This is a genomic window from Rhodococcus sp. T2V, from assembly GCF_029269925.1.
Taxonomy (GTDB): Bacteria; Actinomycetota; Actinomycetes; order Mycobacteriales; family Mycobacteriaceae; genus Rhodococcus_F; species Rhodococcus_F koreensis.
The window spans coordinates 1-9,191 of sequence record NZ_JARJBD010000175.1 but is presented as its reverse complement, the minus strand read 5'-3'; the positions used below and the strand labels follow the sequence as shown (position 1 = coordinate 9,191).

Annotated in this window: 7 protein-coding genes and 2 pseudogenes; all 9 read right to left on the bottom strand. The window is 67.2% G+C overall.

Annotation, left to right across the window (positions count from 1 at the left end; genetic code table 11):
* Nucleotides 1-537: 537 nt before the first annotated feature.
* The gene (locus P3H15_RS51890; RefSeq protein WP_276144474.1) at nucleotides 538-1,944 is read right to left on the bottom strand and encodes a DUF2252 domain-containing protein; all 1,407 of its coding nucleotides are present in this window, start codon (nucleotides 1,942-1,944) and stop codon (nucleotides 538-540) included.
* Nucleotides 1,945-2,618: 674 nt separating this feature from the next.
* Entirely contained in the window at nucleotides 2,619-3,422 is an 804-nt protein-coding gene (locus P3H15_RS51885; protein ID WP_276144473.1) for an S-adenosyl-l-methionine hydroxide adenosyltransferase family protein, read from the bottom strand.
* Between the two features lie 609 nt (nucleotides 3,423-4,031).
* The gene (locus tag P3H15_RS51880; protein WP_276144472.1) at nucleotides 4,032-5,393 is read right to left on the bottom strand and encodes a wax ester/triacylglycerol synthase family O-acyltransferase; all 1,362 of its coding nucleotides are present in this window, start codon (nucleotides 5,391-5,393) and stop codon (nucleotides 4,032-4,034) included.
* 253 nt (nucleotides 5,394-5,646) lie between these two features.
* Nucleotides 5,647-5,895, bottom strand: a complete 249-nt coding sequence (locus P3H15_RS51875) for a hypothetical protein (protein WP_276144471.1) — start codon at nucleotides 5,893-5,895, stop codon at nucleotides 5,647-5,649.
* Nucleotides 5,896-6,034: 139 nt separating this feature from the next.
* Nucleotides 6,035-6,142, bottom strand: a pseudogene (locus tag P3H15_RS55665) (Clp protease N-terminal domain-containing protein); the annotation flags it as partial.
* A gap of 187 nt (nucleotides 6,143-6,329) precedes the next feature.
* Complete coding sequence (locus tag P3H15_RS51865) at nucleotides 6,330-6,569, bottom strand: hypothetical protein (protein WP_276144470.1); 240 nt, start codon at nucleotides 6,567-6,569, stop codon at nucleotides 6,330-6,332.
* Nucleotides 6,570-6,780: 211 nt separating this feature from the next.
* Complete coding sequence (locus P3H15_RS51860; protein WP_276144469.1) at nucleotides 6,781-7,167, bottom strand: hypothetical protein; 387 nt, start codon at nucleotides 7,165-7,167, stop codon at nucleotides 6,781-6,783.
* Nucleotides 7,168-7,520: 353 nt separating this feature from the next.
* Complete coding sequence (locus P3H15_RS51855; protein WP_276144468.1) at nucleotides 7,521-7,985, bottom strand: pyridoxamine 5'-phosphate oxidase family protein; 465 nt, start codon at nucleotides 7,983-7,985, stop codon at nucleotides 7,521-7,523.
* 197 nt (nucleotides 7,986-8,182) lie between these two features.
* A pseudogene (locus tag P3H15_RS51850) lies at nucleotides 8,183-9,087 on the bottom strand (alcohol dehydrogenase catalytic domain-containing protein); the annotation flags it as partial.
* Between the last annotated feature and the right edge of the window lie 104 nt (nucleotides 9,088-9,191).

The following is a 9,191-nucleotide window of genomic DNA, read 5'->3' as shown; positions in this document are numbered from 1 at the left end:
CCCGACGCTAGCCCGCGGCACCGACATTCGGCGGCAGAGCCACAGGATTCGCTGTTCCCTACGCGACCCCTCCGCAATCGACCGGACGGAATCCTCAGGGACATGCGCGGCCGATACCCGGTATTCAAGCCATGGGATCTCTACATCGATCCGGAGGTGGCCTCGCGCGGGCGGCAGGACTGCGCCCGTCGAAGGTGGGCAGTCGAGCTCGGACCCGACGCCCGTCGCCTCGACGGGGGCACACCAAACGCAATCAGACGTTCCTCTGCAGCGCCGTGTCGACCAACCTATGGACGACGCGTGGGGTCGCGGTCATCTCGTCGAGCGCAACGTAGCCCTCAACATTGATGGCAACGTGTACGACCCGACCGACCCGATGGGCAAGATGTTCATCGGGTTTCTGGCGGGCGCGGACCACGCGGGTTGCCGTTGGTTCCCGCGGACTCCCTTGCCCCTACAGGTAGCGGCGACGGTCAGGTACGCGAAGAAGCAGTGACGTGTGGTCGCCGCGAGGCCGGACCACAGATTCACACCGATTCACGTCGGCGGCTCACACGGCACCCTCCCCCGCTTCACCGCGTCGACCAAAGTGGCGTGGTCGCGTTCGGTCTGATCCGCGTAGGCGTGCGCGAACCGGCTCAAAGCGACGTCGAGCGTGTCGGACTTTCCGACGTAGCCGCCGATCATCGACGCACCACTGGTCCGCGCGTGGCCCTTCGCGAGCAGGCGCCCGCAGATGCCGGCGTAGTCGGTCAGCGCTGCCGCGCTGAGGTTGTCGATCGGGACCGCCCCCTTCATGTTCCGGAACTGCCGCACGTAGTACTGCCGGCCCTCCACCGTCGTCCAGCCGAGCAACGGATCGCTGACGGTCTGCAGGGCCTGCTGGTACTCGACCACGCGCCGCCCCTGGTGGTCGTGCCAGGCAGACTCGCCGTGCACGAAACGCGCCACGACGGATCGACGCGCCTGCTTGAGCTGCAGGAACAGCACGTCGTCGGCACTGCTCCCTTCGCACAGCACGACGTAGGCACGCAGTCCGACGCTGCCCACGCCGACCACTTTGTGCGCGACGTCGACGACGGTGTAGCCACTGAGCAGTCGTGCCCAATGGCTGGGCAGCGTGGTGAGGTATTCGTCGAGCCCGGCGGCGAGATGCTCGGCCTCGGCCTCGGACACCCGGGTGATCAGCGGCGGCTCCTCCACGATGCGCCGGCCGGTGTCGTCCTGCTCGGTGAATCGGGGCAGCGCCCGGTCGCTGACACGGCGCCGAGCCCGCTCCGCGGCGCGGGTGATCTCGTGGCGCAGCGACTCGTCCGACGCCGTCGCGTGCAGCCGGTCCAGGTCGAGTCGCTCGAACGAGCGCGCCAGCAATGGTTGTTCCGCGAGCCAGCGCACATGCTCGCGATAGGTGGCGACGCAAGACTTCACCGCACTCTCGCACTGCCCCTCGGTCGCCGAGTTCTGCCGGCCCGCCACCCAGATGCTCGCAGTCAATCGGCGCAGGTCCCATTCCCAGCCGCCGGGATGCGCCTCGTCGAAGTCGTTCAGATCCAGCACCAGGTCGCGCTCCGGCGAAGCGTAGAACCCGAAGTTGCCCAGATGCGCGTCCCCGCAGATCACCGGCCGGATTCCGGTCGCCGGCAGCCCGGCGAGGTCCTCGGCCATCACGATCGCGGTGCCGCGCAGAAAACCATACGGCGAAGCCGCCATCCGCCCCACCCTGACCGGTATCAGCGATTCCACCCGACCCCGATGCGACACACCGATCTGATCCACCACATCGGGGCGATCGTCCGGTGCGCGCCACTCGCCGAGCGCCGACCGCGGTGCCTGCTTGCGCAGGCGTTTGCCGAGCGCGTACCGCTCCGCCCTCGGCGTGGCCCGGCGGCGCAACGACGCGAACGACTCCCCGTCGGTGGTCGGCAACACGATGTGCGCGTCCACGGTTACCGCCCGCCGACGTCGAGGATGAGTCGACCACCACGGCGTCCAGCTCGTCCGGGTTGGGCACGTTGCGGATCAGACAACTCGATCACCGTCTCTTCGCTGCGAACAGTAAGGATGCGTGCAGCATATCGACGGGTACCTGACGCTCGCGGCGAACGGTCGCTAGCCCTCCACGGTTGGGAGGTACGCGCGTCAGGGTGTTCCAGAGATTCTCCGATCGAGCCCGTCGCGTGGTCACCCCTCGCCGCCGGCACCCACCACCAGAACTGGCGTCGGCACCGAACACCTGCCCGCCCCAGATCCTCGACCCCAACCGCCCCGGAGCAGCAGCGCTGCCCTCATCGGGTGCCACCGCCCCGGCACCGACAGCAACCTCGAGGGCCTCAGCGCACCGACGGGCCCCGCCCCGGCCGCCGGGCACATCCCATTCACCGGCGACAACGCAGAAAGTCCTCGAGGGCAGCCTGCGCATCAGCGAGATGCGCGAGCAAGAGGTTCGCCGGGTTGCAGGGCTCGACGATCTGCCGGGCAATCTCACGCGGGTGAGTCTCCCGATCTGCTCGCTCCCGGCGTCCACGCGCTCCCTGCCCGAGGTCGACCCGCTGCGGCCGGAGCAGCGCGGCGCGGTTCGTCGGCGAATGCCGCGGGCAGTCGAGTGTGCCGCCGCCAGTTCACCGTCGGCGAGCGACGGTGAACCGATCCGCCTCGCCGAGCCGCTCGACCGCCGAGCCGCCGTTCACGGCCACCGCCACGTGATCCGCCGAGTCGATCACGACGAGCAACTCATCCGACCGCACGTCGGCGAATGTGCGGGCGACGGTGGCGGGCACCATGGCCCCCTCGGCCCGGATCGTCACGTGATCACCGCGCCGTAGGCCCGCGGCAGCCAGATCCGTTGCCGTCGCTGCGAGCTGGATGTTGCCGAATCGGTCGACGGTCAGCACCTCGCTGCTGAGTTCGCCGGGTACGGCGTCAATTTCGAGTGCCCTCAGGCGCGCGAGCGAGTCCGGGTCGATCGGGGGCCCGAACCGCTCCGGCGCCACGCCGACAGCCAGGTGCGCGGCGGCCGGCGCGAAGATGTCTCGACCGTGGAACGTCGCGGACACCGTACTCAACCGATAGTCGGGTGCGGCAAGCAGGTACGCGGAGCGGACCCCGCCCAGCGCCTCGGCCGCCGGTCGCAGCAATCCGTTGTCCGGGCCCACCAACACCCCGGCGTCGGTGACGACCACGATCGGGCGGCGATCGGTGCCCACGCCTGGATCGACTACCGCCAGATGCACGGAAGGCGGCAGGTACGGCACCGTCTGTGCCAGCACCGCAGCACCCCACCGGAGGCGCTGCGGCGGCACCGCATGGGTCACATCGATCATGCGCACACCCGGCGCGAACCGGGCGATGACACCGTGGCACGCCGCGACGAACCCGTCGGAGAGCCCGTAATCGGTGGTGAACGAGATCCAGTCGTAGCCCACGTCGTCATCCCGTCCGTTGTTCTCGGTCCGCGGTGCCCTCGCCGGCCTGCGCCAGATGGGCCGCCGAAGGGGGCCGGCCGCAAGGCGAACTGATCGCCGATCGCGGCGGTGATCGGTTCGGGCGCGTTTCCTGGATGCAGTGATCGGCCCCGGCCACTCGACAACCACGTGATCGGGAAGGATCGCCCGCGTCCAGCGAAGCAAGCGTGCGTTCGGGTCCGAACGCGAAGTCCATCATGCCCCACACGAACGGGGAAGGCGTGGGCCCGAGCGTGGCCGGCACCTCTCGCGCGACGCGCTCGAGCATCGGGCGACGCGCACGCTTGCTGCTCGACGCGTCCACCGAGTGCATTCGAGCACGCCGGTTCACGGTTCCCCGGCTCGGCCGAGACTCCACCGAGGCGCGCCCATTGCTCTCTGCCGTGCCGTGGTGCGCAGTCCCCCTGAATGAATTGTGCGAAGGCCCGGGTCGGAACCGCAAGAGACGGCAATTGACGTGCACCACCGGATGCCGTCGTCAGATCGACCGAATGCGGAACACCCGCACCGGCGGCGCGCCGACAATCCCACCCCAGTTGCGAGTTCGCACGGCATGGACTCGCCGGTGCATCAGTTCCGGTACAGCGTTGCCTCGAGTGCCTGCAGTGTCCTGGCCACTCCGTGGGCGATCACATCGACCTCGGGGCATACGGCACTGTCACCGACGACGGTGATCGTGACCTGCCCCGCGTACGAGAGAGCACCGACACCCACCGCGATGTTGCCCATCAGGGCCACCACCGGGATCATCTTGCACACCTCAGCCCCGAGAAAGAAGAGCGGGGCGGGTGGGCCGGGCACGTCGGCGACGTAGGTGTTCATCATCCGTTGACGAGGCAGCATCGTCAGCGCACTCCACCGAACGATCGGGCCGGCCACCACCGCTCCGAGGCGAGGACGGACAGACCGCTTGCGGGTGGCGGTGTCGGCGGCTATCGCCGCCAGTCTGCGGACGGGATCGTCGATTCCGAGTGGGAGCGGCACGATCATCTGCCCGAGCACATTGCCGCGCGCCGGCCCCGGCAGGTCCCGATGCAGCGACACCGGCACCACCGCACGCAACTCCAGGGCGTCCGGCTCCCCCCGACCGCGCAGCAGCTCGCGCAGGCCACCGGCGAAGGCGGTGAGCAGAACATCATTGATCTTCGCGCCGTACCGATGAGAAATATCGTGCATCGTCCCGAGTTCGACATCGACGACGGCGAATTCACGAGCAGAACCGATTCGCCGATTCAGACTGCTCCGCGGCGCCCGCCCCTCGGCGACCATCTTCCGCGCCGATGACCACGTACCCCGAACACGGCTCACGATCATCGCCGGACGCAGACACGCCGTCAGCATCCGAACGATCGCGGCCCGGCGGCGACGAAGGTTGTCGACGACAAGCTCCGTCACCGTCGGAACCGGCGCCGGGATCCACGGCTCCACAGCAGGTACCGGGCCGTGGGGTGCAGCGTCGAACAGGGCACCGAGCATGGCCACCCCGGCCGGGCCGTCGGCAATCACGTGGTGAACGCGGAGATAGATCGCGGTCCGGCTTCCCGCCAGCTCGGGTACGAACCACATCTCCCACAGCGGCCGGGACCGGACGAGCGGACACCGACGCAACTCCTCGACCACCGCGAGAAGCCGCGCCTCGTCAGCGTGATCGGCCGCCGGGACGGCGCGCACGTGGTCGCGGATATCGAAGGCGGCCGCATCCACCCACAGTGGCCGTCCCAGACCCCACCGAGGCACGAACACGATCTGCCGCAGACGCGGCACCAGCGCCAGCCGCGCCTCGATCGACGCCTGTACCTCCTCGATCGGGAATCGGCCGTCCGTGTCGACGAGGTCGCCACCGTCGAGCAGGGCCACCAGGCCGATGTCCTGCGGCCATCCGGCCTCGTCCGGCCACAGGGTCATCACGTCCTGTGCGGTCAACCGCTCCATGAGTCTCACCCGATCTGCGCCGGAACACCCCGGAAACGACGCCGGACCCGCCCGCGTCTCCTCACTCCAGCAAACCAGATCACCCAGACCTAGGACTGTCCTTCGGAAATCGGCGACGTCATGACGGCAGGACCCCGTCACCGGAAGTGTCAGCGAACCCACGTGTCGACTTTCGCAGTCGATCAGCGCCACCCCGACCGCGTGAGCGAATTCTCATGCTTGCCAGATCCGTTCGATCCCGACCCTTCACGGTTCAGCGGGCAGACGTGCAGGAGTGATACGCCGAGGGTGACGGCACCGAGGAGGATCCCGGCGAGCGCGAGCACCGGCGGCGCCAGGGCAGGGCCCCGCCAACACCGTCGCAGCCGAGGAGGAACATTTCGTACGCCCGCCGCACCGGCGCGTCCTCGTCGAAGATCACCGGCAGCACCACATCGTCGACCAGGTGGATTGGGAAACGAACGAGCCGGTAGGCGGCCCGCACCCCGGCGCCCGGTCCCAAGCTCCGATCGTAACGCCGCCCCGCGCCGCGTCGAGGATCCGTTTGGCGTGCCGGGTGAACGGGATGTGCCCGGATCGGGCTGGCTCGCCGTGACCGGTGGTGAGCCGGCTGTCGATGACGGCCTCCGACACTCGAACAATTCCAGCGCTCGCGCTGCTGCGCCGTCATGTTCACGGACGAGGCCCAGCAGAATGTGCCCGGTTCCGAGGTAGTCGTGGTGGTGGGCCCGGGCCGCTTCCGAGGCCAGGACGACGGTGCGCCGCGCTTGGTCGGTAAACCTCTAGAACACCGTTGCTCCCATCGGATGTGGCCGGTGCACGCGGTTACCTCATGCCCGTTGTGCACACCAACCGCTGGACCGGGGCGGGGTGCCTACGTCGCCCACCCGGTGGGCCGCAGCAGGATAAGTAGCGTCATCGGTACTCCCCGACCCGCTACGTGAGCCTGATGATGACCCGGGAGCCGGCGGCCAGCTTCTGGGCATACGTCGTCAACTCGGGATCGGTGATCGCCGCATCCGTCGCGTCCTCCCACGCCTGCGCCACGCGACGTTTCGTCTCCTCGACCGACTTGCCCTTGCATTCACGCTGCAACCGATCCATCACGCGTTGCAGCGTTTGTTCCACTGTGGCTTTCGCGACCTGCTCTAACTCGCGCTCGTCGAAGTCTGACACGTGCGGTCTCCGTCGTTTGAGCCCTGAGTGCGAACTCCGGCTCGGTACCTCATGGCCATAATCGACGAGACGTCGCGACGGCAATAGAGGAAATCGGCCCTGATCGCTGGTCTGTCACCCTCGCTGCGGGTATCCGACCTCCTTCGAGACACGTCTGGGCAGGTCATACCCGGCGAACTCTGTTGTCGCCGAACGTAACCGGACAGCCGACTCAGCTGCTGCCGAACATGTCGCCGAACGGGTTGGACTCGCCGAGCAGACCACCGAACGGATTCGATCCACCGAACATGTCGCCGAACATGTCGCCGAACGGGTTGGACTCGCCCAATAGACCACCGAACGGATTGAGTTCGTTCTCGTCCTGCTGATCGTCCTGGTCCTCGTCCCCGCCTCGGGGGTGTTGCCCGTTCCGATCGACCTGCACAACCCCCGACACTGCGGCGGCCGCAGCGGGTGCTGCCACCGCGGCCATCGGAAACGCGGCAAGTACTCCGACGACGACGATCTTCGCCAGCAGACGCGACAGGTCATTCTTCTTCGCTTGTTTCAGCACGGTCGTACCTTCCGTGGCGCCGAAGAGATCGCGGTAGGTGTTCATGCCCTCAACCAGACGGGGACGTCTTCGAAATGGGCGAAACCGACCAAGTTGTCGTGCTCGAATCCTGGTCTCTTCAGCGTGGCTGTTGTCGGGTGCGCCGCCGGGCCACGGCGCAACTTCCACTACACGCCTCAAACTCCGATCCTTCAACTCCCCATGCGGGACAGCCCGGGTCCGGCTGATCGGGCTCCCTCGCCGCCACCCGATCACTCACGCCAGTGCGTGCGGACGGCAATCGAGCGGTTTTGGCGAACGAGCCCGGCTCCATCTGCGTGTCAACAGGTTCCGTTGCCATAGCACAGAGAACAGTGAGGTTCACCTCCCGGTCGACCGGTAGCGTGCAGTCCACACAGCTACTCCGAAGGCGAACGTCGCACATTCGAGAAGGGCGTATGCCAGATTGTCGGGTCGACGACCGGAAACCGGCGGCCAGTCACCAGGGTGGGAACGAGTCTGACGAACAGGTTCTTCGCCCCCGCCTGCCATGGAAAGAGCGGCAGATCCACCGTGTCCATCAACTCATCGATTTCACGGATCCCCTCGGCACGTCCCTTGATCACCACGCTCCACGCTTCATGCGCCGGCGCCTCGTAGCCGTCGACTTCCAGCGCAACCGGCGCATCCGACAGCGCAGCGGACACTTTGGTTCCTCTCCCGGACCTGAACACGACGGTTCCATGATCGACCGCATAATTGAGGGGAAAGATATCCGGGTGGTCGTCCACCCACACGGCGAGACGGCCCACATTCTCGGTACGAAGCAGCGCCCAACATTCGTTCACAGCAAGTTCCCTGACACTTGGCTCATTGTTTCCCATTGCCTTCGCCTCCTGTCATGGCATGAGAGGAACGGGGCCGTCGCGTTCCGGCACGGCGATCCGGCTCACCAAGAATCATCGTCGCTGTCTCGGTTCTTCGCGACGTATCCGCTATCTGCTGTCGGACAAACTGAGCGTGCCCGACCTGATTCGATGTCCAGCTCGTCCAACTGGGAAGCGCACAACCTCGAGCGCTTGCGTCTCTCGGCGGCCCGGCCGAACACGTCGTAGGCGTTCTCGATGTCGCCGAGGTCGAAGGTGTGGCTCACGAACAGGTCGGCGGGCAGGCTGTGTTCGGCGACCATTTTCAGCAGCGTCGCGGTGGTGTCGGTGTTCACCAGGCCCATCGATGGTGATGTTCGAGATCCACAGCGTGTCGAGCGGCAGCGGCACGCCGGCGTCGTGCACGGTGGCGACGTGCCCCGCGGGTCGGACGACGTCCAGACACATCTGGAAGGTCGCCGGTATCCCCACCGCCTCGATGGCGACGTCGACGCCGAGCCCATCGGTCAACGCCATCACCTGGTCCTTCCAGTCGTCGTCGCTGGACAGCACCCCGTGTGTGGCGCCGAATCGCTTCGCCTGTTCCACCCGGTTCGCGTCGAGGTCGACTGCGATCTCGTGACCGGTCGGCAGGATGTCGGACAGCATCGCGCCCTCCTGCGGTGCCACCCCGTCGGGCAGCCGATACACCGACGTCTCAGCGAACGGCACTCGGACGTACTCGGCCTGCGCGCCGTTGATCAGGTGCCCGAGGACCAGCCGATGCCGGACGCACCCTCGTCGGCGAGGCAGTGCGAGAACACCCGCTGCTTGCACATATCGCAGTGCCCGCACGCGGAAATGCAGGAGACGATGACCCGGTCGCCGACCTGTAACGAGGTGACCGCCGAGCCGACCTCGTGATCATCCCGACGCCCTCGTGGCCGAGGATGCCCTCGTCCTGCACCGCGGGCACGTCGCCCTCGAGGATGTGCAGGTCGGTGCCGCAGATGGTGGTGGTCTCGATCTTGACCACCACGTCCGTTGGCTTCTCAATGCTGGCGCAGGGGACGTCCTCCCACGCCTTCCGGCCGGGACCGTGATAGATCATTGCCTTCATCGGTGGGCCTTTCGACTGTGGCCTCCTTCTACGGGCCCTCGACGGTGACCACCTAGGAGCGTGCTGAACTATCCGACAGCCGACCGCCGCGTGTCGAGCCGGGT

Coding starts and splice junctions, on each gene's coding strand:
- P3H15_RS51880 (WP_276144472.1), bottom strand. CDS start 5,393: ATGGAGCGGTTGACCGCACAGGACGTGATGACCCTGTGGCCGGACGAG.
- P3H15_RS51860 (WP_276144469.1), bottom strand. CDS start 7,167: ATGAACACCTACCGCGATCTCTTCGGCGCCACGGAAGGTACGACCGTG.
- P3H15_RS51855 (WP_276144468.1), bottom strand. CDS start 7,985: ATGGGAAACAATGAGCCAAGTGTCAGGGAACTTGCTGTGAACGAATGT.